Annotated in this window: 1 protein-coding gene; it reads left to right on the forward strand. The window is 36.2% G+C overall.

What is annotated here, in order from left to right; genetic code table 11:
- On the forward strand, positions 1-260 hold a 260-nt coding region (locus C2M25_RS10235; RefSeq protein ID WP_199775168.1), incomplete at both ends, for a hypothetical protein.

Consider the following 260-nt stretch of genomic DNA (forward strand, 5'->3'; position numbering starts at 1 on the left):
TTTATTTTGATTATTCGCGATAACTTTACTACTGAGTTAGTTGAAGGTGGTAAAGAGATAAAAGCCTTCTTTGATACTTTACCTAGCGAAGATGAAGGTAGGGACTTTTCGTTTTTACATATCAAGCGTGGCAGTCTGGCCATTCCCCTCATTGATATTAATAAGCAGATTTGGAACATCCAAGTAATCAACAATACTGGTACCAAGTTATTTTTAAAGCATGGCCGTAAATCAGGGCTGTTTCATTTTATTGGTAAAGC

Source organism: Pseudoalteromonas sp. T1lg21 (assembly GCF_002964625.1).
Lineage (GTDB): Bacteria > Pseudomonadota > Gammaproteobacteria > Enterobacterales > Alteromonadaceae > Pseudoalteromonas > Pseudoalteromonas gelatinilytica.